Genomic DNA, 25,142 nt, shown 5'->3' with positions numbered 1-25,142 from the left:
TCGTTTCCCCACCTTAACTAATTTTTTTCATTCATTTTATCGTGTGGTTGTGGAATCGCTGTTCCTTCTAGTACTCTTTCAATATCTTTCTTTAAGCCGAACCAATTTTTATTCGTATGGCCTGCAACCCACCATTCATCATTAACACGTTGTATCCAAATACGGCGATGGTTCCAATACATACCTTGAATCACACCAACCATAAATATAAATCCTCCAATACCGAGAATCCAAAGCGTCAAATCTTTTCTTACCGTAAGAGCTGTTGCATTTTGCATTTCCACACCTGCAAATGACATTTTATATTTATTATTCCCGTCAGGCTCTATGTTTTGCTGAATACCGACGAAACTAACTTCACCATCTGGTGTTTCCGGGGTAAACATTTTAAAGACGAATGCAGGATTATTCGGTAATTTTGTTTTCGTATTCGGCCTTCCATTCTCATCAAAATAAAAATCTGGAAAATAGCTTAATAGTTCTAGAGAATACCCATTTCCTAAATCATATTTTTCTGTAGGATTCGCTAAATCTACTTTAATCGGTCCCAACTTTTGATTATTTTCTTTGTTTTGCAAATGGAAAGACATGCTTTTAAATTCACTTTCTTTGTAATCCACTTGATAAACAGCAAATTGATCAAATTTCAGTGGCTCATTCACTCGAATTTCAGCTTCTTTTACCTTTTCTAATTTTGGTTTTTGACCCGCTATATTTTCTCCTACCGCTTTATATAATACAGCATTTGTTTGGAAGTTTTTCGCAATCATTTTATCACCAACACGATCAATTGCTTCATCAAAAACTTCTTTATCCTTACTCTTATCATAAACTTCCTTGATAAACTTTTCGTTTTTCAAATAGTATTGACCATCTGTTCCTGGTATTTCTTTCGTTTCACCGTCACGTAACCAAAGTGCTTCATCTACATACATACTCGGTAAAAAACGTAGCATTGCACCGAATAGAAAGATAATAAGACCAATATGGTTTACATATGGACCCCAACGTGAAAAACGTCCCTTTTCCGCTAAAACGTTCCCATCTTCCACTTTCACATTATAATTACGTTTCTTTAAATTAATTTGAACTCGTTCTAAGTCACCTTCATGCGGCGTACCAGTCCCGTGCACTCTCTGTCTTTTCAAAAAACTTGGGTGTCTTTTCACTCCTTGTTTTTTTAAAGCTTTATAAAGAGGAATGACACGGTCTAAACTACATATAACAAGTGAAATACCAATGGAAGCAATTAAAATCATGTACCACCATGATCCATATAAATTATTAAATCCTAATTGATAGTATAATTGTCCTAAAAATCCATACTCGGTCTTATAATATTCAGCTGGTTCGATTCCTGGAGTTATGTACATTTCTTGGGGAAAGATAGTTCCTATTGCCGATGCAGCTAAAGTTATTACGATTAACCATACACCTACTTTTACAGAAGAGAAAAAACTCCAAATTTTATCGACTATCGTTTTTGTATGTGTGAGAGATCTCCGGGCACTCCCCTCATATCTCATATCCAATAATTTTATATTTTCATTACTTTCAAATGGTTTCCCACATGCTTCACAAAAAATGGTTCCTATCGGATTAACATGTCCACATTCACACTTAATTTCTTTCAAAGCTCTCACCGCCCTTTTATCTATATGTACTATTGTATATTCCAGCTTAGAGTTACCGCAATACTCAGAATTTTTAAAGCGAAGGCGCTATACGTAAGCACCTCTTATGTAAAGGCTTTATTAATTATGGAGTGATTTTCTTTAAGTACTCTTCCAATTGTTCCTTCGTTTGCTCACCTATAATTTGCTCTACTACTTTGCCTTCTTTATCAATTAAAAAGGTTGTTGGTAATGGTCCCACTCCATATGTACCTATGATCTTTTGCCCTTTATCAATTGCAACTGGGAATTTCAAATCATATTGTTTCACAAAGTTCTTCACTGCGATATCCGTTTCATCTGCATCTAAGGCAATAATTTCAACGCCTTTTTCTTTATATTTCGGATATAACTCATTCATATAAGGCATTTCTTTTTCACAAGGTTTACACCAAGTTCCCCAAAAATTTAAAAATACACCTTTTCCCTTTAAATCTTTTAATTCAATATTCTTTCCTTCTAAATCAGTTACAACAAAGTTAGGTGCTTCTTTTCCAATTTGCATTTTCTCTTTATCAGTAAAAAATCCTTGATATAGCGTAAACCCTACCGCACCGCTTAAAATGAGCAAAATGATAACACGAAATAATAAGCGATTTTTTTTCATGTTGTCTCCCCTCTCTTCGACGAGTGATAAATATATGTATTTTTTAATAAATCACCAGCGGAGCATTCCACTGGTGAAAGTTTCACAATATAGATTAGCGAGGCTTTGTAGAAGCCAATGCACGTAATTGTTTCACCTCATGTGGTGTCAATTCTCTTGCATCGCCAGGACGCAAGCTACCCACTTCTAAAAAGGCATACCGTTCACGTTTTAATTTCATTACTTTACAATCTAACGCTTCAAACATGCGGCGTACTTGACGGTTACGTCCTTCATGAATCGTTAATTGTACAATTGCCATCTCTTTACGCTTGTCCCAAGAAATAATTTTCGCTTGTGCTGGTGCTGTTTTCCCATCTTCTAATGCAACACCTCGTTCTAACATGCGAATTTTCTCACCTGTTAATGGCCCTTTAATTTTCGCAACATACGTTTTTTCAACTTTATATCTCGGATGCATTAATACATTTGCAAATTCACCATCATTTGTCATCAATAATACGCCAGACGTATCATAATCTAAGCGTCCGATTGGGAATAAACGTTGTCTAATTTCAGGGAAAAAGTCTGTTACAACATTTCTTCCTTTATCATCTGATACACTTGAAATTACACCAGTTGGTTTATATAGTAAAAAATAAACAGGTTCTTCTTTTTCAAGAGGGATGTTATTTACTTCCACTTTATCTTGAGGAGTTACTTTTGTTCCTAACTCCTTCACTATTTTCCCATTAACTTTCACTTTCCCTTGCTGAATTAATTCCTCAGCCTTTCTTCTCGATGCAATACCTGCTTGCGCAATCACTTTTTGTAATCGTTCCATTTCTTTTTTTCACCTCAAATTTATCTTACCTTACATTAGAAAGACTTGGCAACCGCCTAAGCTTTATGCCATTTACTTCGCCTATCTTTAACAACATAGCAATGATGATAAACGTCTAAAGGCATATCACGTTTTCACCCTTTATTATTGTTTACACTTTTTCATGTTGTCCACGATAAAAGTTCATCATTTTGTCAAAAACACCGCATAAAAAAACCACTATTAAACTACACGTTAATAGTGGTCGTATACGTATTATAAGCTAAATAGCGCAAAAAATGAATAGCATTACCGAAACAATAGGGAAACAAACACAATTGAACAAATAATTCCGATTAAATCTGCAAAAAGTCCTACCTTTAATGCATCTCCCATTTTTCTAATACCGACAGCTCCAAAGTATACTGTTAATATATAAAAAGTCGTATCTGTGCTACCTTGCATCGTTGAAGCTAACCTACCAATAAACGAGTCTGGCCCATATGTAGCGATTAAGTCGGTCGTAATACTTAAACCAGCAGATCCCGAAATCGGACGTATAAGTGCAAGTGGAACGATTTCGGCTGGTACATGAATAAAGTCTAACATCGGCTTCATTACCGATATCATCGCATCTAAAGCACCTGATGCCCGGAAAATAGAAATAGATACAAGCATTCCAACCATAAACGGCAAAATGGAAACCGCAATTTGAATCCCTTCTTTTCCGCCCTCAACGAACGATTCGTACGTTGGAACTTTCTTTATCGTGCCATACAAAAGGATAAAACCAATTACACAAGGAATTACCCATAATGAAATTGTATTTACAATACTCATTTTTTCCGCCCCTTTCTACTCCTTCTCCGGTAAAAATAGCGGTCAATCCAAATCGCTCCAATCATCGATAACACTTGTGCTATAAATGTTACGCCAACGATTTCAGTAGGGTTTGCTGATTCATAAGTCATTCGAATCGAAATGACAGTAGTCGGAATTAATGTAATCGCTGAAGTATTTAATGCTAGAAACGTCACCATAGAACGACTTGCTGAATCCTTTCCACCATTTAACTCTTTCAATTGTTCCATTGCTTTAATACCTAAAGGTGTTGCTGCATTACCTAACCCAAAAAAGTTCGCCATCATATTTGATAAAATGAATCCCATTGACGGGTGATCCTTCGGTATTTCTGGAAATAATCTTTTTACTATCGGCATAAAAAGTGATACTAACTTCTTTAACAATCCAGCTTCCTCAGCAATTTTCATTAAACCGAGCCAAAATACTAAAACACTAATAAGTCCAATACAAATCGTTACGGCATCTTTTGACCCTTCAAACACTGCTTTGGTCACTTCTTCCATCGTTCCATTTATCATGGCATACACAATCCCTATAACTGCCATCGCTGCCCATACGAGATTAACCATCTATCCCAACACCTATCATGTAAGAGAATATTTCTTTTACGTTATTCCAATACATTCCCGTTGTAGCTACTAACTTTCGTTTACTGTAAAACAAATTTCGTTCTCCAACTTTCTCGTTCCCTACATAAATTTCTGTCTTCCCAATCTTTACTCCATCCGTAAGTTTTGCACTTTTATCGAGCTCAACTTTCAATAACACGCTCTTTCTTTCCTCTTCAGTTAAAGGTACAGAAAAACTATTTTTCGTATAAACATGATTGGCATATTTCTTTTCATTTATTTCAGCGAGTGCGCCTTGTCCTAAAACTTTCGCTTGCTTATAGCGTTCAAAGCCTTTATCAAACAAATTCATATGATCATCCCAGTCACTAGAAGCACTCAAAGTTACGACAATTAAATCTAGTCCATCTTTTGAAGCTGTTGTGACAAGCGTCCGTCCTGCTTTCTTCGTAAAACCTGTCTTTCCCCCTGTTGCAAATTCATAATAAGATGTCACAAGCTTATGTTTATTTTTCCACGGATAATCCCAAGAATCTGATTTATACGTTTTTGTTCCAAAAATTTTCTTAAAGGTCTCGTTCCCCATTGCATATTTCGTTAATAATGCCATGTCATAAGCCGACGAATAATGCGATCCATCCCCATCCAAGCCATGCGGGTTTGAGAAATGCGTATCTTTCATTCCGATTTCTTTCGCCTTTTCATTCATTAAATATACAAATCCTTCTATACTCCCTCCCACATTTTCAGCAATTACTTGTGCTGCATCATTACCAGATCTAAGCATTAATCCGTAAACTAAATCTTCTAACTTAACTTTTTGTCCAGGTTTTAAATAAATTGCCGATCCTTCTACTCGTACCGCTTCATTACTAACCGATACTAATTCTTTCATTTTTCCTGATTCAGCAGCTAACAATGCTGTCATAATTTTTGTTATACTAGCAATTTTTTGTGGCTCATGTTCTAATTTCCCATATAGCACACGACCGGATTGTTGTTCCATTAAGACTGCGTTACGAGCACTGACACCACCGTTCATTTTTGCATATGCAGGAATTGGCATAACGCTTGCGTACATTATAATTAGCGTAATTATTATACAAATTCGTCTCATATTTCCCCCCCACGTCCTTTTGGCACTTTTTGTACAAGTGTATGCTTGGCCTTTTAAAATATGAACGAAATCTTCCTTCCACCTCCACTAAAAAAGACGCATGAGATATGCGTCTAATACGGTGTCCATTCAATTTGCTTCGCACTTTCAAATCTCTTTTCTACATCTGGCCAATTTACAACATTCCACCAATTTTTAATATATTCATCTTTTCGATTTTGATATTGTAAATAATACGCATGTTCCCATACATCCAGTACAAGGAGTGGTATCGTATCCCACTGTGTAAACAATTGATGAAGCGTGCTTTGCAAAATTTCTAACCTTCCTGAACGGGGTACCCATACAAGAATTGCCCATCCTGAACCTTCCACTTTAGAAGCGGCTTCCGTGAAATGCTTTTGAAAACGTAAAAAACTTCCGAAATCTTGCTCAATTTGTTGTGAAAAAGCCCCTCTCGGACTTCCACCACCATCTTTTTTCATGTTATTCCAAAATATCGTGTGTAAGTAATGACCTGATCCATGAAAAGCCGCTTCTCTTTCCCAATGCTTAATTAAATCAAATTGATTTGTTTTTCTCGCTTCTTCCATCATCTTCTCTGCTTTATTTAATCCTTCCACGTAACTACGATGGTGTTTATCATGGTGTAACATCATAATTTCTCGTGAAATGTACGGTTCTAGCGCATTATATGGATAAGGTAATGGCGGAAGGGTATGCCCTCCAATCGGAACAGCTCGTTCGCTATCCCCTCTTTCACATAGTTCATATTCCTCTCCTTCTTGCATAAATACTTCCTGTAAATGGTGTTGAATATGTTCTACATCCTCACTTATTTCATACATAAACTCGGCATCTGTGTCGTATTCATGCTCTTTCATACGCTCTAATAACGTTTGAATTTTATAAGCAAGCATATGGACATCATACACTTCCATTGCACGGCTATCTAATACTTGAAGAACACTTTCACACCAGCTTTCTACTTCATGAAAGTAATCTGTAAATACACCTTGCTGACTCATGTCACACCTCCTTATTGCTATCCACTTAAATATATTCAATGAAAATCCCTTATATAACTGTACAAAAGGAAAAGAAGCTAAGTGTCCTTAGCTTCTTTTCCTTAATTAATATTTGTGCAACATTTTTGTTTGGTAATCTGTCTCATAATATTCTAGTTCTTCACGCATCAATTGAAATTTCCCTTCTAAATCCTTCATCATTCGTTCTATAGACCCAGGGGGGGTTTGCTGAAAAACAATAGAATTTTTCCCTGTATAAGCAGAACGACTATTTTCATACCAATGATCATTCTTTGGCGAAAAAAACTCTGCAATTACTTGATGGTAAATCTTATATAAAACTGTTTCAGCTGCGGTCTTTCGAAATGGTTGGCTATTCAACAAAACAAAACATGCATCAAGTCCTTCTTCACAAAAAACAAGAAGTCTTCTTATTGATGCTAATATACCTTTATAATATTGCTCGTTTCCTGTTGGTGTCTCCTCCAATAAAGAAGGTAACGTATGATAATTTACATAATTAGTTATCAAGGAAATTACATCTTCTAAAAATATAGAAACTTGTTCTGTTTGATTTTCAACCATCAAATTAGACATGGCTTCTCTCTCCTTTGCCGTTTTACGCTATTTCTACTCTTTTATTTTTATGTAATTCAGCTAATATTTCTTGTACTTTCACCACTGTTCCCTCATCAAAGTATCGTTGAAAGTCTGTTACTTCATTGAGATACAAGCGCTTCTGCGCGCGTAGCTCTTTATCTTTCACTAAACAAGCGATCGCTACAATATCTCGTAAATATACGTCTTGTTCTTCTACTTTATAAACTGGATTTCCTTCAAAAGGGGTAATTTCTTGTAAAATTTCTTCAAAATATCTAACATATAAGACAGAAAAGGTTTTTTCTTGATTATTTAATATATATGTCACTTCAGATCTATTAAAAAAATCTTCTGATGTATTCGGTTTTGCTTTTTCTAACTCATATCCTGCATAACCTATTATAATCATCTACTTCCCCTCTCTTCCTTCTTTCACCTTATCTTAACTCAATTTTCTAATAAACGAAATATTCTTTTAAATATAACCTATATAAAAAATAGCTTCCCTATACAGGAATTTAACTTTTTATTTTTCTTGAAGTTTGTCATAATAATATTATTGTCTCAGTTTTCTTACACAAGGAGAGTTGTATTTATGTCGTTTTCATGGAAACGTTTCTTACAAATCGGGAAAATAATCTTCCCATTTGTTGTCTTAACAATTGTTTTCTTTCAAGCTAAAAAAGAATTAGCAGGCATTTCTTTTTTAGAAGCAATTGAAACAATTAAAAACATTCCAACTGGTGGGGTATTTTTAGCGATTACACTCGGTGCATTTGCCGTTTCAACAATGTTCTTTTATGACTTTGTTATGCTTCGTTACTTAAAAGCAGATATACCTGTACAAAAGATCTTCCGCATCTCATGGATTGCCAACACTTTAAATGGATTTATCGGTTTTGGTGGTCTTGTTGGTGCCGGTGTACGTACAATGCTATATCGTCCGCATATAAAAGATAATGGAAAACTTATTAAAAGTATTGCTTGGATGACAACCGCTTTTATTAACGGATTAGCCATTCTGTCATTCCTCGGCCTTATTGGAATATTAGACACTAGTTTTATTCTGCACGAAAAACCGTGGTTATGGCCTGTTCTTATCTTCTTTGCTCTTTTCGTTCCTATATATATTGGGTTTTCTAAAATTAAAAATAGAAAAACAAAACAGCTAGACGGACAAGAGGAAGAAGAAGAGAAAAATCCAACTGTTTTATATTCATTAGTTTCATTAGTCGAGTGGGTATCTGCCGGTATCGTTATGTACGTCATTTTAATATTGTTTGGAATTGATATCGAATTTCAAAAGTTTTTAGGTGTTTACGTAATTGCTGCTTTAGCTGGTGTCGTAAGTCTTGTTCCTGGTGGCCTTGGTTCATTTGACCTTGTTTTCTTAACTGGACTAGGACAATACGGCGTTGATACAGGCGTATTACTACCTGCTATGTTATTATACCGACTTGTCTATTACATCTTACCATTCTGCCTAGGTCTCATTTTTGCAGCCTTTGAAATGACAGGAGCTGCCATAAAAAAAATTGAAGATAAACCATTTATTGCACCTGCGTTAGAAACAACTGGTGTAATTTGGACTTTACAACGTGATTTTTTAGGGAAATTAGGTTCATGGGCATCCGCCGCTTTAACAGTATTCGCTGGCTTAATGGTTATTCTATCAACAATTTTACCGACTAGTATAAATCGAGCTCACGCCTTACATATTTTAGCTCCAAAGCACCTTATTCAATTTTCTTTTAGCTTATCATTAACATTCGGTATTCTCCTCCTGATTCTTTCGCGAGGCATATATTATGGAACAAAGCGTTCTTACTATATGACGATTGTTTCTTTAATTGGAGCAGCAATCTTTAATACCCTAAAAGGAATTGATATTGAAGAAACCTTTATTTTATTAATCGTACTTGCTGTGCTGTATATGCTTCGTAAAAGATTTGCACGCGAAAAAATGGAAGTCTCTCTTTCTGATATCGTAAAAGTATTTATCTTCTTATTACTTACGTTATATTTATATAAAAACTTAGGTATTTTATTTGCGGGTGCAAAAGAAGCGTTCCAACCTGATTTTGTCGTTCGAAATATTACACAAGTTAAACGAAGTGCATTAGCAGCAGCCTTTTTCGTTCCTACTTTTTTACTTATCGGCTCACTAATTGCCAATCGTTACCGTAGTCAATTTCCCGGGCAACCAGCTAATGATAAAAGGTTAGAAAACTTCTTAGATGAACATGGCGGGAATGTACTTAGTCATTTAGGTTTTTTAGGAGATAAACAGTTCTTCTTCAGTAGTGACGGAAAAGCACTTCTTCTCTTTTCAATTACTGGAAAACGTCTTGTTGTACTAGGTGATCCAATTGGTGATCCATCCTCCTACCGCACTGTATTGCAAGAATTTTTGACTGAAGCTGATCGATTTGGCTATATTTGCGTATTCTATCAAATTGAAAGCAAATGGATGAGCTTATACCACGATTTTGGCTACAACTTCTTTAAACTTGGTGAAGAGGCTGTCGTTGATTTAAATACGTTTACAATAACAGGAAAGAAACGTGCTGGTATGCGAGCCACTTTCAACCGTTTTGAACGAGAAGGTTATACATTCTCTATTCATGAGCCACCATTCTCAGACGAATTATACGAGGAATTAAAGAAAGTGTCTGATGCTTGGCTCGGCGGAAAAAAAGAGAAAGGATTTTCACTTGGGTACTTCGATCGTGAGTATATTAGTCGTGCCCCTATCGCTACATTATCTGATGCAGAAGGAAAAATCATTGCATTCACAACCTTTATGCCAGTATATCAAAGTGGCATATTATCTGTTGATTTAATGCGTTATTATCCAGATGCCCCTAGCGGAATTATGGATGCAATTTTTATCCACTTATTCCACTGGGCAAAAGAAAATGAATACCATTCCTTTAATATTGGTATGGCACCACTCTCAAATGTCGGTTTATCAACGCAATCGTTTTGGTCTGAACGAGTTGCTGCTGCAATATTTAATAACGTTCGTTACACATATAGCTTCAGCGGTTTACGACATTTCAAAGAAAAATATAAACCTGCATGGAGTGGAAAATATTTAGCATTTCGAAAGAATCATTCTTTACCAATTACAATGCTCTCTGTAACAAAATTAATAGGAAAACGAAAAAACAGCTAAGTACTTAGCTGTTTTTTCGTTTTTGCACTTGTATACTAAACTCCTTTTCATACTTCTTACCATTTATATAGAAATCCCCCCATATTTTATATGTTCCTTCTTCTGGAAATGTAATACGATATTGTAATTGCTCATCCGTATCAACAGGAATGGCATATAAAAAATGTCCCCTCGTTTCATCAACGATATATAGCGCGTTGACTTCGCCTCTCCCTGAATTTAATTTCAGCTTTTCTCCCTTTTTCGCTTGAAACTGAAATGTTAATGTCGTTGCCTCATTCGGATGTAATGCCCCAAATAAAAGAGACACTTGATGCTCTCCTATATTTTTTGTAAGTACAGTATCGACAGGTAGTTTCTTTTTATTCTTGTCCTTGTTTGTCTCCTTTTTTTCTTCACCAAAATCTTTCTTAGCAAATGATTCCACGGACTTGTTTTCATTTTCATACAAAAATATCGTGTACCCTTCACCTTTTGCTACATCTGAAGATAGCTTATACGATCCATTTCCAGCAAATATAGGCTTCGTTTGTTGTATGTTTTTCAAATTCCCATCCACTATCACTGCTCGAATTTGATCGTTCACACCACGAACTTCATTATTCATTTTATTTAGCAATTGAAACGAAATATCGGCTTTTTCATTTTCCTTTTTATTTTTCACATCCCATTTCACTTCTTGAACATCTCCGGTCGTTTCTACAGTTTCTTGATATTTTTTTATGTAAAATCCTCCTGCCACAATAAGTATTAGTGCAATAAGCCCAATGACAAGATTTTTCAAAATATCACCTACCATTTTTATTTTCTTTATCCATGCAAAACCTCTTAAATATATATTCTAGATTATGATTTATGAAATCCTCCTCTTTTGCACATATTACAAATAAAAAAGATTTTAATTGAAAGGAGTCGTAGTGTATAATGCAAATGATATTGATTTCTATCAATACATTAATAAGGAGGATTTTTCATGAGTGTACATATTGAAGCAAAACAAGGCGAAATTGCTGAATCTATTCTATTACCTGGTGATCCATTACGTGCAAAATATATTGCTGAAACATTTTTAGAGGATGTTACTTGTTATAATAACGTGCGTGGCATGTTAGGTTTCACTGGAACTTACAAAGGAAAGCGTGTATCTGTTCAAGGTACAGGCATGGGTGTTCCTTCTATTTCTATTTATGTAAACGAATTAATTCAAAGCTACGGAGTGAAAAATTTAATTCGTGTTGGGACATGTGGTGCAATTCAAAAAGATGTTAAGGTACGTGACGTTATTATTGCGATGACGGCTTGTACAGATTCTAATATGAATCGCTTAACATTCCCGGGTTTTGATTTTGCTCCTGCTGCAAACTTTGATCTTTTAAAGAAAGCCTACGATGCTGGAACAGAAAAAGGATTACACGTTCGTGTTGGTAACGTATTAACAGCAGATGTATTTTATCGTGAGAGCATGGACATGGTTAAAAAACTTGGAGATTACGGTGTATTAGCAGTAGAGATGGAGACGACTGCTCTTTACACATTAGCAGCTAAATATGGTGTAAATGCATTATCTGTATTAACAGTAAGCGACCATATCTTCACTGGTGAAGAAACAACATCTGAAGAGCGCCAAACTACATTTAACGAAATGATTGAAATCGCTTTAGATGCAGCAATTCAGCAATAGTACACTAAAGAACTCGTCATACGTCTGGCGAGTTCTTTTTTATGCTAAAATACTTCTATAGTCACTGTACCGTCTCTTTATGTGACATTCTATAAAAAACTACTTTAGAGAGAGGCAGATTTATCCCCTCTACTTTTTTGTAACCTTTGTTATAATTAAGAAATCATTTATATTACAGTATTTTTCATACGAGGTGAAACAGTGAAGAACAGAAGCATCGTCTTTAAACTATTTTTATTAACATCAACTTTATTTACAATCATATTTCTCCTTTTTTTCCTTGGACAATCTCTATTTTTAGAGAAGTTTTATATTAATAAAAAAATAAAAACCGTTCAAACGGCTTTTGAAAAATTCGTAGATAATTATGAAAAAAGCGACAAAAGTTTTGAGGAAATCAGAAAGCTAAAACAAGAATTTCACGATAAAACGAATGCTGAAATGCAATTTTTAGATTCTAACGGCATTATTGAAAGTGAAAACAGTTTTTCCATTGATGTGATTAACCCTAACAATAATAAAACCTATTCCATCCCCCTTAACAATCTTTTAACACCAGAAGAATATAATAAATTCGCAAAATTAGGATTAAAAAAAGATGGAATAATTTATGTAGACGGACTACTCCAACCGAATAATATAATAACACCTCAAGAATTAATAACTAATAATACTAGATGGGAAAATGAACAATTCAATTCAGATTTTCAATCCATTAGTGGTAATCCATCTAAAAATAAACTTAAAAATCGATATAATAATACTGGTTCTCCAATCTATTTTACTGGGGTAATATCTAAATTACAGCTTCCTTCCAAAACTGAGGTTCGTCTTGCAAAGGATTTTGAAACATTACAAGCTGTTCAATATTTTGCAAGAACTATTAGACAAGGTACTTCTAATTCAAATCAATTAAACACGTATATTTTAGATAGTGGGGAAAATATAAAAAACAGTGTCTTTGTAAAGCCTATTATGGAAAACGGAGAAATTAAGGAGTACGCTTTTGCGATAGCATCTTTACAACCTGTTAATGAAGCGATGCTCGTTTTAAAAGATTATTATGTCTATGCCTTAATTATCGTGTTTCTCGTTATTATTTTGTTATCCTTCTACTACTCAAAAATCATTGTTAAACCATTAATTAAGATAAATCGTGTTACAAAAAAAATGGCCAACTTTGATTTTAGCGAGAAGTTACCTGTTACAGCAGACGATGAAATTGGCGGGTTATCAAGTGGTATTAATACACTCTCTGTAAATTTAAAAGATCGAATCGACCGATTAAATGTTGCCAATACAAAATTACAACAAGATATTGAACGCGAACGTCAATTGGAAAAAACGAGAAAAGAATTCATTTCTGGTGTATCTCATGAATTAAAAACACCACTTAGTGTTATTCGTAGCTTCGCTGAAGGTATTCAAGATGGCGTAAGTAAAGATACGACATATTATACAAATGTTATTTTGGAAGAGACAGATAATATGAACAGGCTCATTGTTGAAATGTTAGAATTAGCAAAACTAGAATCAGGTACGTACAAACTAGAAATGTCGACATTCTCAATCGGTGAATTAATTCAACAAGTCTATACAAAATTATTATTTAGCATGGAGGAAAAACATTTACAAGTGGACATCCATGCTGACTCTTCTCTATTTGTTAAAGCAAATCGTAGCCGTATTGAGCAAGTCGTTGTAAACTTACTTAGCAATGCAATTCGATATACTCCAGATGGTGAAAAAATACACGTCTCTGTTATAGAAACGGAAGATACAGTGAAAATCAAAATTGAAAACACAGGTAATCCTATTCCAGAAGAAAGCCTTGAAAAAATTTGGGATCGCTTCTACCGTTTAGACGCTTCTCGTAGCCGTCATACTGGAGGTACTGGCCTTGGGTTATCCATTGTGAAAAACATTTTAGATCTCCATCACGCTGAATACGGCGTGTATAATACCACTAATAGCGTTGTATTTTATTTTAATTTACAAAAAGTAAAAGAAGTCAAATAATTTGTCTTAATTTCACTAGGAGTTCACATGAAATTCACACTCTCCCTTTATAGTAAGAAACAAGTTAATCCTTTCCTTTACACATATAAAAGAGGAGAGTGCGTGAAATGAAACAAGCAGGACAACCTATTCAAAATGAAAAACAATTAGAAACTATCAAAAATATACTTTTACAATCTTCGAAACGTGATGGCTTATTATTCGTATTAGCTGTAAATTCTGGCTTAAAAGTAAGTGAAATCTTACAATTAAAAGTTAGTGATGTAATCGATGAAGACGAAAATGTTCGCCATTCCATTTTATTTTACAATGAGAAAGTAAAGAAACATAAATGGTTTGCTGTAAATGAAGACTTACAGCACGCAATCGAAGACTACATGAAAGAACGTAAAACTTGGAAACGTAATGAACCATTATTAAAGTCTCAAAAAGGAACAAAGTCTATTACGAGACAACATGCATGGTACATTTTAAACAAAGCTGCAAAAGAAGTTGGATTAGAAGGGATTAGCTCACATACACTTCGAAAAACTTGGGGCTATTGTGCATACAAATCAGGTGTTGATATTGCATTTTTACAACACTTCTTTGATCACAGTACTCCATCCAAAACTTTAAAGTATATCGGTATTGCTTAATAACTCTTATACATAAAAAGGTTACCATTTGTAAATTTGGTAACCTTTTTTATGTTTCATATTCTCTTTTCTTGTCTCTCCTATACTGTAGTGGTACTCTAATAGTAAGGGGGAGAAATTATGAACACATTAACAATTGAATTACCGAAAGAAACGGCTGAAAAACTTGATTTATTAAAGAAATCTTATGAAAAGAAAACAGGTGCTACAATTTCTGAAAGCACTCTCGTTCAAACACTTATCTCAAAGGAATTTATCCAAGCGATAACTCCTTTTGATTTACAACAAATCATCAATGGAAAAGAACAGCAGTAATTGCTGTTCTTTTTTTATTACTATTTAAAATATAAAGTGAAACTTTAATCAGTGGGGGTTTTGTTCATCCCCCACTGATTATTAGCCTTCACCAATCGGGCGTTTACGGGCAGCAGGGCTCCCACCTAACTTCTTTGCTCCAGCCGAATTTTGAGGTAGGAGTTTTACTGCCGCAAATAGCGGGATAAAAAGTTTTTTACTTATTTTCCGAAAAACCATTGACAATGATAATGATAACCATTATCATTTATTATGAAGCCAACAAGTGATGAATCAACCAAACGCTCAGTAACATTGTTACCCCTCTTTTTCATATAGAAAGGCACTGTACATTCCCCCTGTTTGTACAGTGCCTTTCTTGTTTATCATCATTCAAACAAATTTAATTGCTCAGGCTTCGGCTCACCATATGTAATGTTCATCATTTTCATAAGCTGTTTCGCATTATCCGCTGCATCTCCGCCCGAATTATTATTAAACAATACAAATATATCCTTCGTCTTCTTTTTCAATCGCTCTAATCGTTCTACCCATTCCGCCAATTCTTTACTATTATAACGATACAAACAGCGAACCGCTCTCCAATTTTCTCCTTTATCCAGCCAACCATGAACATTTCGGCCATGAAAACGTATTAACGCCATGTCCGAGTTTGTTGCCTCTAATATAAGCGGTACTGATCCTATTCCAGCCTGAGGCTCATCGCAAATTGTATGAATCCAGTTTTCTTTTTCTAAAAACTGTAACGTCTTATCTCTCATTTCTGGATAAAACCATGTTTGATTTCGAAATTCTATTGCACATGGTAAATCTTCCATTTTTTCTTTCGTGTATCGAAGTAAATCTACATTTTTCACTTTACAATCAAACCATGGTGGATATTGAAATAAAATCATTTTTAATTTATTTGCTTCTATTAAAGGAAGAATGGATTGTTTATACACATCAAACATCTCATCGAACGTAGAAAAAGGGATTTCCCCTTTCATATGTCCTGTCATTCCTTGATAGGCTTTTACTATAAAAGAAAAATCTTTCGGCGTTTCCATCGCCCATTTTGTATAATTCCGCGCAGGTTGTATCGCATAAAATGAACTATCTACTTCCACAATGGGAAAATGTTCACTATAAGTTCGCAATTTATTTCTATTTTCATAGGGATTTATATATAAAGAATCATGATCTCCCCACCCTGTCACTCCAATGAAAAGCAAATATATCCCTCCCTTTTTAACTTCACCTTCTATCCATTCTACTCACTTCCCAGACATTTCAGCTAATCAATTTCATTAAGTAGCCCCTTCTTTAAGAGTATCCGTATAAAAATATGATATACTAAATGGAAGAATTTTTAAATTGAGGGGTTATTTATTTATGCTTCCAAACGATGATATTGTATCTCATGAAAAACGAATAGAAGAACTAGAAAATAAAGTGCGGTTATATGAAGAGCTTGTGAATCAATTACCACATCATTTCACATACAAGAATCCACATATTGGTTTACAAATAAAGAAAACGAGAACGACTCATTCCATTCAAAACATACAAAAAGAGAATAAAAAGGCTGATTTTCAACTTACTTGCGATTCATTATTTTTATTTGAACAACTTGAAACATACTTTGTTCATATTTTTGATGCTTTTTCACATCATGTCACCTTTGTTGATAGTAAAGGAAATATAACTTTATGTAATCAAGCTGCAGCAGATGATTTTGGTGTAGTACGAAATGATATAATTGGAAAGCCAATTCAACAATTACTAAACTTGCCAGAAGAACAAATTAAAGCGATTGAAACATTAAGAACAGGAACAGAAATATATAATGAAGAAGTGTTAGACAAAAACTATGGTATTTTAAACAATCGAATTATTCGGGATTATAACGGAGAGATTTTTAGAGTTATTAGTGTCTTCCATTATTTAAACACAGAACGTGATGCAGAAAAATTTTCATTAGCAGGACGAATCGCAGCTGGGATTGCTCATGAAGTACGAAATCCCCTTACAACGGTACGTGGATACTTGCAATTTCTACAAGATAACGTTTCTCCATCCAATAAAGAATTGTTTAAAAGTCTACTCATTCCTGAACTAGATCGTGCAAATAGTATTATCACAAAATTTTTAGCCATTTCAAAAACGCGTGAATTTACTAGAGAACCTTTTCCCATCAATACGTTTTTACGCGAATATATTCAACAACTACTTGCTAGTGAAGTTTTTTTACACAACATTTCTATTGACTATGAATTTTCTACGGAATTAGATGGTGTACTTGTCAATATCGATCGTCATGAACTTGTGCAAGTTTTTTTAAATTTATTTCAAAATGCTATCGATGCTCGAGGCGAAAGACCTCTTTCCATTCAAATCTCTAGTTATCGCCTAGATAACTTTGTTCGGATTACTTTCACAGATAACGGAACTGGGGTTCCTCCAGCTATTCAAGAATATATCTTTGATCCATTCTTCTCAACAAAAGATTCAGGAACAGGACTGGGCTTGTCAGTAACGAAGAAAATTATTCAAAATCATAACGGTACATTAAAAATGTCTAGTAATCAAAACGGTACAACTTTCACTATTTCTATTCCAATTTTACCTAAAGCGAACTATGAACGAATTAATCATTAGGTCCGGCTGGTGCTGCTGGTGCCCAAGGTGCTCAAGGCGCTCAAGGTCCGGCTGGTGCTACTGGCGCTACTGGACCGTCGGGCACACCACTCCCTGTAACTATAGCAGCAATAGGAAATTCTAATCCACAAACTATATCACCTGGAACGAATATCCAATTCAATCAAGTTTTCGAACTAAATAATCTCATTTTTAATGACACTTCAGATACTTTAACTATTTTAGAAACAGGAGTATACGATATTAGTTTCTCAGCATCTACAACCTTCCCGGGTTCTTCACCATTTGGATTCGGTATTTCATTCAACGGTCAACCACCTACTCGTAATTTTTCAACTAACGTTATCGGTAGTGCGGTTTCTTTCTCCACAATTGTTACTTTAACAGCTGGTACAACAATCTCTGTACAACCTACAGTAAATACTATTTCCATCCCTAACACTGGTGACACAACAGCTACACTATCAGTCTTCCGAATTTACTAATTTTAGTTTTCATTTTATTTTTGAACGACCAAGAATGTTTGATTTATAGTAATTTGTATTATTTTGATTGTATGTTAAAACTTTCTTTTAATAAAAAGGAGCACTTATTTTGGAGGATAAGTGCTCCTTCTTTACGTTTCTTTACTTCAAATTTACTCTAGCTTAATCCTCTTTTTGTATGATGAATAGTGAAGACAAAGACATGAAAGAGGGATGACAATGCGAATTATATCACTGACACGTTTTTGGTTTGTTCTTATGGTATGCATAATTTTATGTATAGGGTTTCTTTTAACTCTAAACTATTCAAATGTTTCAAAAGCAGAAAGAAAAACAATTCCATACGAACTTCTGTATACAAAACAAAACAACATCCCGTATTCCTCTTCCACACAAAATGAAAAAAAAGTTATAAAAGGAATGCTTATTACAGAAGCTTCTAGTTATGAAAACCTACTTCAAATCGCTGAAACGATTAAAGATCAATATAAAAATAAAGACGTTGATGAAATAACACTCTCTATCCATAATGAAAATACTGGAAATTTCGAAGAGGAATTGCCATATGAACCTATTAGTAAAGGAATAATAACCGTCACGTATGATTCTCAATCCTTCGGTAGGACCAATGTTACGCTAAATAAACTGAAGCTTTAATCCGTGGCGCTTTTCCCATCCCCACGGATTATTAAGTTAAACCCATCAAATTTTTATAGGCAGCTCGATTCTCACCTAACTTCTTTTCTGTTGCCACATTTTGAACCGAGATAAAACCGCTCATTTCTCATAAAAAAGAGGCGAACTCGTTATTCGCCTCTTTTTTTACCAAAATGGAATCCACTCTTTCACTTTATCTATCCATTCATTTTGCTGTTCTTTTCTTTGTTGTTCCTCTTCTTTTCGTTTTTTCTCTTCTTCTTTCCTTCGTTTTTCTTCCTCAATCGTTTTTAATTGTTTTGTATAATCCGCCTCAGGTATTAGCGATAACTGAAATGCCTTTTGAGTTGGATTTCCATTCGCTTTCTTCATAATATCCCGGAACATTGTCGTTGTAATTTGGCTGCCTCCTGGCACATAATGCTCACTATCCGTTTTATCATACCCTACCCAAATCGCACCTACTAAATCCGGTGTGTATCCAACAAACCACGAATCCTTCGCACCAGTGCTTGGTCCATTTACAAGCTGGGTAGTCCCTGTCTTGCCTGCGGTATCGATATTATTAACTTTCGCTTTTTCACCTGTTCCCCTTTCAATAACACCTTTTAATAAGTATGTCATCTTTTGGGCAACTTTCTCGTTCGTCACACGAGTTTCTTTCTTATACCATTTTCCAATTGTTTTCCCTTCAGCATTTTGGATTTCTCTAATGGCATGGGCTTCTACTTGGACACCATCATTTGCAAGTGCGCTATACGCTTGAGCCATTACAAATGGTGAAGTCCCTACATGCATACCTCCTAAAGCAATCGGATACGTATGGTCTTCAGGCTCTAATGGAATACCAAACCGCTCTAAAGATTTCAATCCTTTATCTAATCCAATTTTCTCTAATAGCCAAACTGCTGAAACATTATATGACTTTGCCACCGCTTCATACATCGTCACATTACCATGGAACGTATGATCACTATTTTGTGGTGCATATTCTTTAATATTAAACGGTTCATCTTTTAAGACATCGTATACTTCATATCCTTGTTCTAACGCTGGTACATACACTGCAAGAGGCTTTAACGTTGAACCTGGCTGTCTTTTTAATTGTGTTGCATGATTAAACTGTAAAAATTGATAAGGACCTCTGCCTCCAACTAAAGCCGGAACACCGCCAGTTTTTGGATTCATAAGGACCACTCCAGTTTGCATAAGCTGATCTGAGCCACTATCTTTAAAATAACTATCATTATTCACAACATCTTCAACCGCTTGTTGTTTTTTCGAGTCAAGTTCCGTATAAATACGATAGCCACCTGCTAAAATTTCATTTTGTGTTAATTCATACTTGTCCATCGCTTCTCTAACAATATAATCTACGTATTGAGAATATTTTCCCTTATATTTATCGTCAACACCACGTCGTAATACAAGACCTGATTCTTTCTCCTGATTATATTGTTCTTCAGAAATATATCCTTGCTCCTTCATTAAACCTAATACGACATTACGTCTTTCAATTGATTTATTAAAGTTTTTATACGGCGAATACGCAGATGGCGCTTTAATTAATCCTGCAATCGTTGCAGCTTCTGAAATCGTTAAGTCTTTTACTTCTTTATCAAAATAAGATTTAGCTGCTCTTTTTATCCCCCAAGCACCTTCACCAAAATAAATTTGATTCATATACATTTCAACAATTTCATCTTTCGTATAAGTACGTTCTATTTTTTTCGTTAGAAAGTATTCCTTTATTTTACGCGAGAATGTACGGTCTTGCGTTAAAAATACATTTTTCGCAAGTTGTTGTGTAATTGTACTACCACCTGCCACAACTTCACCGGCTGTAATGTTCTTAAATACAGCACTTATAATTCCACTATAGTAAATACCATGATGACTAAAAAATTCCTTATCTTCTACTGCAACAATTGCTTGAACCATAATATCAGGAATATCTTTCCTTTTGACCCCTTCTGTTTTAGAAGAAGCTAATTTAGTCGCAACTTCATTATTTGCATCATAAATTAAAGTCGGTTGTGGAACAGCTTGTTTTAATTCAGATATATCTTGAATGGAAATTATTATATTTACAACAATAAATAGAGTAGCAAGTAAACTTCCCAATACAATTAATGAATTGCGTAGTTTCTTCCTCTTATTGAACCACTCAAGCGTTTTTTTAAAGTGAGTGTTCTTCAATTTCATTGGTTCACTTCCTTCATTTGTTTACACTCTTTTTTTAAAAGGAAGAATATACCTCCTTTTAAATTTATTATAATAACGTAGTCGTTCCTATAGTGTAAAGCTTTTCTTTCACATTCATACTTTTTGCAAGAAAAGGACATTCTACAAGTAAGATATTCATTGTTGAGTATTAATATTATTAATACAACAATGAGAGTTTTGTTAAGTTTTTGTAAACTTTTCGATAAAATGTTTTAAAAAACGACAGTTTTTTGTTAGAATTGATTAGCCAATATATTTTACATATATTACTTTTGTGGGGGTAACAATAATGGTCTTTAAATCAAAAAAAGATAAATTTTCTGAAATGCTTATGAACGTTTCCGAAAATTTAAAAGAAGGCGCGCAGTTTTTCGTGGAGTATAAAATTAAAAATGCTAGCGATTTAAAAGAGTTTTCTATGCGCATGAAAGAGTATGAGTCAAAAGGTGACTCATTCATTCACGAAATCATTATGGAGCTAAACAAAGCGTTTATTACTCCTATTGAACGTGAAGACATCCTACAACTTGCAATGAGTATGGATGATGTATTAGACGGATTAGATCACAGTGCTGGTCTATTCGAAATGTATTCTATTACAGAAGCTGATGAATACATGATTAAATTCGTTGAAGCAATTAATCAATGTGCGATTGAGATTGCAAATTCTGTTGAACTACTTTCTAAAAAGAAATTAGTCGATATTCGTACAAATGCGATCAAGATTAAGGATTACGAGTCACAATGTGATGATATTCGCCGTCATGCGATTAAGCACTTATTCTCTCGTGAGAAAGATCCGATTAAGATTATTCAATTTAAAGAGATTTACGAAGAGCTTGAAGAAGTAGCTGATAGCTGTCAAAGCGTTGCAAACGTATTAGAAACAATCATTATGAAGAACGCGTAAGGAGTTTGATCATGGATACACTCTTGATACTGACCGTTTTAGTAGTCATTTGCGCTTTAGCTTTTGACTTTATCAATGGATTTCACGATACAGCAAACGCTATTGCAACGGCTGTTTCAACGAAAGCTCTAAAGCCTAGACATGCAATTGTTATGGCAGCTATTATGAACTTTTTAGGTGCGATGACATTTACAGGTGTAGCAAAAACGATTACAAAAGATATTGTTGACCCGTTTGCTTTGCAAAATGGTTCTCTTGTAATTTTAGCTGCTTTGCTTGCGGCAATAGTCTGGAATTTGATCACTTGGTACTATGGCATTCCAAGTAGTTCTTCGCATGCAATCATTGGCGCAATCGCTGGTGCAGCAATTGCTGCTGCTGGTATTAGCTCATTAAACTATAAAGGGTTTATAAAAATTCTTGAAGCTTTAATCATTTCACCGATCATCGCTTTTGTTATTGGTTACATCGTATATAGTATTTTTAAAGTGGTATTTAAAAACTTTAACTTAACGAAAACGAACAAGAACTTCCGTATATTCCAGATTTTCACCGCTGCATTGCAAGCTTATACGCACGGTACGAATGATGCACAAAAAGCAATGGGAATCATTACGATGGCTCTTATGGCCAATAACTATCATACTTCTGGCGATATCCCTTTCTGGGTACAATTATCTTGTGCAATCGCAATGGGTCTTGGTACTTCTGTCGGTGGTTGGAAAATTATTAAAACTGTCGGTGGACAAATTATGAAAATTCGTCCTGTAAATGGTGTAGCTGCCGATTTATCATCATCACTTGTTATTTTCGGCGCAACATTTATTCACTTACCGGTTAGTACGACGCACGTTATCTCTTCTTCTATTTTAGGAGTTGGTGCTTCACATCGCGTGAAAGGTGTAAAATGGGGAACTGCAAAACGCATGTTAATTACATGGGTTATTACACTTCCTATTTCAGCTTCTTTAGCTGCATTATTTTACTACTTATTACACTTAATCTTTTAATCAAAAGTCGTCTTCCTTATTTTTCTAGGAAGACGACTTTTTTGTGAACAAGCCTATTTCTTATTAAAAAGCGTGTATAATGATTGATGGATAAGTTATATAGAGGAGTTGGCAATTTTGGAATACATCATGTTACTTTTCATCGGATTAATCGCCGGGACAGTCGGGAGCCTAGTCGGACTTGGAGGCGGAATTATTATCGTTCCGTTATTAATTGGATTACACAGTTTATCACCACAACTCGCAGTAGGAACTTCTATGGTAACAGTCGTTTTTACAGGGCTGGCTTCTACCCTTACTTATATGAAACATAAACGGGTAGATTATAAAAGTGGACTTATTTTATTTATCGGGAGTGGCCCTGGTGGTATTATCGGATCATGGGCAAACAAATTTTTAAACCAAGATACATTTTCTTTATACTTTGGGATTTTTCTTATATTCGTCTCTATTCTTCTTATACTACGAGACAAATTGAAACCTCTTTCCCTATCAAATATGACTGTAATTAAGCGATCTTTTACAGATAACGAAGGAAATACTGTAGACTATCAATTCCCACCATTTCTCGCTATCTTTATTGCCTTTATAGTTGGATTTATATCCGGATTATTTGGAATCGGTGGTGGTGCCTTACTTGTGCCAGCGATGATGCTCCTTTTTGCGTTCCCAGCACACATTGCTGTAGCAACTTCAATGTTTATCGTATTTCTCTCAGCAATTGTAAGTTCTTTAACTCACATCTCTCTAGGAAATGTCAGCTGGGCTTATGCATTAATTCTTATTCCTGGTGCATGGATTGGCGGAAAAATCGGGGCTTATATTAACACAAAATTAAGCGGTAATGCAATAATTAATTTATTACGTATCACATTAATTATTCTTGGAACTAGATTAATCATTACTTCATTTTTATAACGCGTTCTTTCTAGAATGCGTTTTTTCTTATACACATGAATATAAAAAGGCTCCTAGGAGAACAAATAAAACTAAACAAACACTTAATAGCATAAAATTTGAAATATGTAATTTCTTCAAGTTGACCACTCCTATAGCTATGACTGTTATCTTTATGATAGCGAAAAAACAGTTATCTTACAGTTACAAAGCGCTAACAATGCAAAATCATTTATTACAAATTTTATCCTTATATTTCATTTCTTTGTATAATCTATCGATTCAATAAAAAAAGATGTCATATTGACATCTTTTTAGTGAAGAAGTGACCATCCCATAAAGTCTTCATGTACTTGGCACGCCCTCTTATCGTTTCGATCATATAATTCAGCATAACTATCTGTTTCTTCATCATAAGCCATCGTATAAATAATTTGGCCGTCTATTTCAACGGATAAAACGACTCCACCTTTCATCTCTTCTACATGAATGATAGCATTCGCCGGAATTCTCATATCCGTCATCTTCATCGCATCTAACAATATACTAAACCCCCTACAGCGTATTCATTGCTAGTACTATTACACACTAAATAGTATACTACTGTAATAGCATACATTTCGTCAATGAAATTGCTGTTTAAAAAGCATATTGTCTTTATACATATACGCTAAAATATAAGAAATAGAAATGTTTTAATGGGGGGCTAACATTGATTCTACATAAGGGAGATGTATTATTCCGTCAAGGTGAGGACGGTCCATTATATTTTATAAAAACAGGTTTATTAAAAGTGATTCGGTTAGAAGAAGACGGAACACCATTTTTATTTAATATTATCGTTCCTGGTGAAACGATACCTCACCATTCTTTAATTTCACCGAAGGAATATCACGGTACAGCTATCGCTTTAATGAAAACAGAAGTCGAGCCTATAATTAGCAATGAATGGTACGACAAACTTCAGGCAAATCCTGCATCATATGAAAATATCGCTATACAATTACAATCGAAGTTAAGAATGATGCAACAGCGTATCGATCAATTGACAACTGTCTCTCCTAAAGAGCGCCTTCATCGTTTACAAGAGTGGTTCACCTTTTATTTAGGTGACATCCCTATTTATGAAATATTAACACAAACTGAAATTGGTCAGCTCATAGGTGTACGCCGCGAAACAGTAAATCGCTTACTTAGAGAACAAGCAAAAAACGAGGTAAAATAAT

Annotated in this window: 25 protein-coding genes; 12 read left to right on the top strand and 13 right to left on the bottom strand. The window is 34.7% G+C overall.

What is annotated here, in order from left to right:
• Window positions 1-17: 17 nt before the first annotated feature.
• The 9 genes from resB to LCF45_RS07465 all read right to left on the bottom strand — a co-directional run bounded on the left by resB (window position 18) and on the right by LCF45_RS07465 (window position 7,669).
• Window positions 18-1,634 (bottom strand): cytochrome c biogenesis protein ResB, encoded by a 1,617-nt coding sequence (gene resB / locus LCF45_RS07505; RefSeq protein WP_002086654.1) that lies wholly within the window; start codon window positions 1,632-1,634, stop codon window positions 18-20.
• A gap of 124 nt (window positions 1,635-1,758) precedes the next feature.
• Window positions 1,759-2,280, bottom strand: coding sequence for a thiol-disulfide oxidoreductase ResA (gene resA, locus LCF45_RS07500; protein ID WP_002064495.1), 522 nt, complete (start codon window positions 2,278-2,280; stop codon window positions 1,759-1,761).
• Between the two features lie 94 nt (window positions 2,281-2,374).
• The gene (gene rluB / locus LCF45_RS07495; protein WP_002030733.1) at window positions 2,375-3,103 is read right to left on the bottom strand and encodes a 23S rRNA pseudouridine(2605) synthase RluB; all 729 of its coding nucleotides are present in this window, start codon (window positions 3,101-3,103) and stop codon (window positions 2,375-2,377) included.
• 288 nt (window positions 3,104-3,391) lie between these two features.
• Window positions 3,392-3,922 carry a spore maturation protein SpmB gene (gene spmB / locus LCF45_RS07490; RefSeq protein WP_002086660.1) on the bottom strand — a complete coding sequence of 177 codons (531 nt, stop codon included), beginning with the start codon at window positions 3,920-3,922 and terminating at the stop codon, window positions 3,392-3,394.
• Window positions 3,919-4,515 (bottom strand): spore maturation protein SpmA, encoded by a 597-nt coding sequence (spmA, locus tag LCF45_RS07485; RefSeq protein ID WP_002086662.1) that lies wholly within the window; start codon window positions 4,513-4,515, stop codon window positions 3,919-3,921. Before spmA ends, spmB begins: the two co-directional genes overlap by 4 nt.
• Entirely contained in the window at window positions 4,508-5,632 is a 1,125-nt protein-coding gene (locus LCF45_RS07480) for a D-alanyl-D-alanine carboxypeptidase family protein (protein WP_002086664.1), read from the bottom strand. Before LCF45_RS07480 ends, spmA begins: the two co-directional genes overlap by 8 nt.
• A gap of 113 nt (window positions 5,633-5,745) precedes the next feature.
• Window positions 5,746-6,660 (bottom strand): superoxide dismutase, encoded by a 915-nt coding sequence (locus LCF45_RS07475; protein WP_016119903.1) that lies wholly within the window; start codon window positions 6,658-6,660, stop codon window positions 5,746-5,748.
• Between the two features lie 105 nt (window positions 6,661-6,765).
• The gene (locus tag LCF45_RS07470; RefSeq protein WP_002126375.1) at window positions 6,766-7,257 is read right to left on the bottom strand and encodes a YpuI family protein; all 492 of its coding nucleotides are present in this window, start codon (window positions 7,255-7,257) and stop codon (window positions 6,766-6,768) included.
• Window positions 7,258-7,279: 22 nt separating this feature from the next.
• The gene (locus tag LCF45_RS07465) at window positions 7,280-7,669 is read right to left on the bottom strand and encodes a hypothetical protein (RefSeq protein WP_002086670.1); all 390 of its coding nucleotides are present in this window, start codon (window positions 7,667-7,669) and stop codon (window positions 7,280-7,282) included.
• Between the two features lie 186 nt (window positions 7,670-7,855).
• Between LCF45_RS07465 and mprF the strand changes: the two genes are divergently transcribed.
• Complete coding sequence (gene mprF, locus LCF45_RS07460) at window positions 7,856-10,438, top strand: bifunctional lysylphosphatidylglycerol flippase/synthetase MprF (RefSeq protein ID WP_002168797.1); 2,583 nt, start codon at window positions 7,856-7,858, stop codon at window positions 10,436-10,438.
• A gap of 4 nt (window positions 10,439-10,442) precedes the next feature.
• Here mprF and LCF45_RS07455 read toward each other — a convergent pair whose 3' ends face one another.
• On the bottom strand, window positions 10,443-11,237 hold the full coding sequence (locus LCF45_RS07455; RefSeq protein ID WP_078206318.1) for a hypothetical protein: 795 nt from the start codon (window positions 11,235-11,237) through the stop codon (window positions 10,443-10,445).
• Between the two features lie 174 nt (window positions 11,238-11,411).
• Here LCF45_RS07455 and deoD point away from each other — a divergent pair, with 174 nt between their 5' ends.
• The 4 genes from deoD (at window position 11,412) to LCF45_RS07435 (ending at window position 15,091) form a co-directional block, all read left to right on the top strand.
• On the top strand, window positions 11,412-12,119 hold the full coding sequence (deoD, locus tag LCF45_RS07450) for a purine-nucleoside phosphorylase (protein ID WP_000110707.1): 708 nt from the start codon (window positions 11,412-11,414) through the stop codon (window positions 12,117-12,119).
• Between the two features lie 201 nt (window positions 12,120-12,320).
• On the top strand, window positions 12,321-14,138 hold the full coding sequence (locus LCF45_RS07445) for a sensor histidine kinase (protein WP_078206319.1): 1,818 nt from the start codon (window positions 12,321-12,323) through the stop codon (window positions 14,136-14,138).
• Window positions 14,139-14,245: 107 nt separating this feature from the next.
• Entirely contained in the window at window positions 14,246-14,776 is a 531-nt protein-coding gene (locus LCF45_RS07440) for a tyrosine-type recombinase/integrase (RefSeq protein ID WP_000806230.1), read from the top strand.
• A gap of 120 nt (window positions 14,777-14,896) precedes the next feature.
• On the top strand, window positions 14,897-15,091 hold the full coding sequence (locus tag LCF45_RS07435; protein WP_002011737.1) for a DUF3924 family protein: 195 nt from the start codon (window positions 14,897-14,899) through the stop codon (window positions 15,089-15,091).
• Window positions 15,092-15,459: 368 nt separating this feature from the next.
• On the opposite strand, the gene LCF45_RS07430 is transcribed toward LCF45_RS07435, so the two are convergent.
• Window positions 15,460-16,305: a DUF72 domain-containing protein gene (locus LCF45_RS07430; RefSeq protein ID WP_002086674.1), complete on the bottom strand. Its 846-nt coding sequence runs from the start codon at window positions 16,303-16,305 to the stop codon at window positions 15,460-15,462.
• A 160-nt stretch (window positions 16,306-16,465) separates the two neighbouring features.
• Between LCF45_RS07430 and LCF45_RS07425 the strand changes: the two genes are divergently transcribed.
• The 3 genes from LCF45_RS07425 to LCF45_RS07415 all read left to right on the top strand — a co-directional run bounded on the left by LCF45_RS07425 (window position 16,466) and on the right by LCF45_RS07415 (window position 18,873).
• Window positions 16,466-17,731, top strand: a complete 1,266-nt coding sequence (locus LCF45_RS07425; protein ID WP_002126365.1) for an ATP-binding protein — start codon at window positions 16,466-16,468, stop codon at window positions 17,729-17,731.
• Window positions 17,732-17,832: 101 nt separating this feature from the next.
• Window positions 17,833-18,216, top strand: a complete 384-nt coding sequence (locus LCF45_RS07420) for a Gly-Xaa-Xaa repeat protein (protein ID WP_252188976.1) — start codon at window positions 17,833-17,835, stop codon at window positions 18,214-18,216.
• A gap of 219 nt (window positions 18,217-18,435) precedes the next feature.
• Window positions 18,436-18,873 (top strand): hypothetical protein, encoded by a 438-nt coding sequence (locus tag LCF45_RS07415; RefSeq protein ID WP_078206320.1) that lies wholly within the window; start codon window positions 18,436-18,438, stop codon window positions 18,871-18,873.
• Window positions 18,874-19,038: 165 nt separating this feature from the next.
• Here the strand turns inward: LCF45_RS07415 and LCF45_RS07410 are convergent, their stop codons facing one another.
• Window positions 19,039-21,078 carry a transglycosylase domain-containing protein gene (locus LCF45_RS07410; protein WP_002126359.1) on the bottom strand — a complete coding sequence of 680 codons (2,040 nt, stop codon included), beginning with the start codon at window positions 21,076-21,078 and terminating at the stop codon, window positions 19,039-19,041.
• Between the two features lie 310 nt (window positions 21,079-21,388).
• Here LCF45_RS07410 and LCF45_RS07405 point away from each other — a divergent pair, with 310 nt between their 5' ends.
• The 3 genes from LCF45_RS07405 to LCF45_RS07395 all read left to right on the top strand — a co-directional run bounded on the left by LCF45_RS07405 (window position 21,389) and on the right by LCF45_RS07395 (window position 23,937).
• Entirely contained in the window at window positions 21,389-22,009 is a 621-nt protein-coding gene (locus tag LCF45_RS07405; RefSeq protein ID WP_000231445.1) for a DUF47 domain-containing protein, read from the top strand.
• Between the two features lie 11 nt (window positions 22,010-22,020).
• A complete protein-coding gene (locus tag LCF45_RS07400) occupies window positions 22,021-23,019 on the top strand; it encodes an inorganic phosphate transporter (RefSeq protein ID WP_002126356.1) in 999 nt (332 codons plus the stop codon).
• 117 nt (window positions 23,020-23,136) lie between these two features.
• A complete protein-coding gene (locus tag LCF45_RS07395; protein WP_002126353.1) occupies window positions 23,137-23,937 on the top strand; it encodes a sulfite exporter TauE/SafE family protein in 801 nt (266 codons plus the stop codon).
• A gap of 293 nt (window positions 23,938-24,230) precedes the next feature.
• Here the strand turns inward: LCF45_RS07395 and LCF45_RS07390 are convergent, their stop codons facing one another.
• Complete coding sequence (locus LCF45_RS07390; RefSeq protein WP_000883004.1) at window positions 24,231-24,458, bottom strand: hypothetical protein; 228 nt, start codon at window positions 24,456-24,458, stop codon at window positions 24,231-24,233.
• 170 nt (window positions 24,459-24,628) lie between these two features.
• Between LCF45_RS07390 and LCF45_RS07385 the strand changes: the two genes are divergently transcribed.
• Window positions 24,629-25,141 carry a Crp/Fnr family transcriptional regulator gene (locus LCF45_RS07385; protein WP_002086692.1) on the top strand — a complete coding sequence of 171 codons (513 nt, stop codon included), beginning with the start codon at window positions 24,629-24,631 and terminating at the stop codon, window positions 25,139-25,141.
• Window position 25,142: the final 1 nt, after the last annotated feature.

This window comes from Bacillus sp. 41-22, from assembly GCF_025809295.1.
GTDB classification, from domain to species: domain Bacteria; phylum Bacillota; class Bacilli; order Bacillales; family Bacillaceae_G; genus Bacillus_A; species Bacillus_A mycoides.
This window is presented reverse-complemented; position numbering and strand designations above follow the sequence as displayed.